General features: G+C 40.2%; 1 pseudogene. It reads right to left on the bottom strand.

From position 1 onward, the window contains the following. Nucleotides 1-203 (bottom strand): annotated as a pseudogene (locus tag FC07_RS12750) (hypothetical protein); the annotation flags it as partial. Nucleotide 204 lies beyond the last annotated feature (1 nt).

The raw sequence follows: 204 nt of genomic DNA, 5'->3' as shown, positions 1-204 counted from the left end.
ATTCTGAGTGTTCGGCTTCCTACCGCTACTTTTCGTATGGATGTTCCATTAACCCCATATTCTCTAGCCGCTTGTTTATTCCACCAAACGCCAAATAGGTTTTGCATGGTGCCGTACAGGTAATTTTCCACGTTCTTGATGTGCTTCTCTGGGCCTAGAATAAAAAGTGTACAAGTTAAATAGAGACTCTGATTTAGTATAATT

The organism is Loigolactobacillus bifermentans DSM 20003 (assembly GCF_001434575.1).
Classification (GTDB): Bacteria; Bacillota; Bacilli; order Lactobacillales; family Lactobacillaceae; genus Loigolactobacillus; species Loigolactobacillus bifermentans.
The sequence above is the reverse complement of the archived record's forward strand: the minus strand, read 5'-3'. Positions and strand labels throughout refer to the sequence as shown.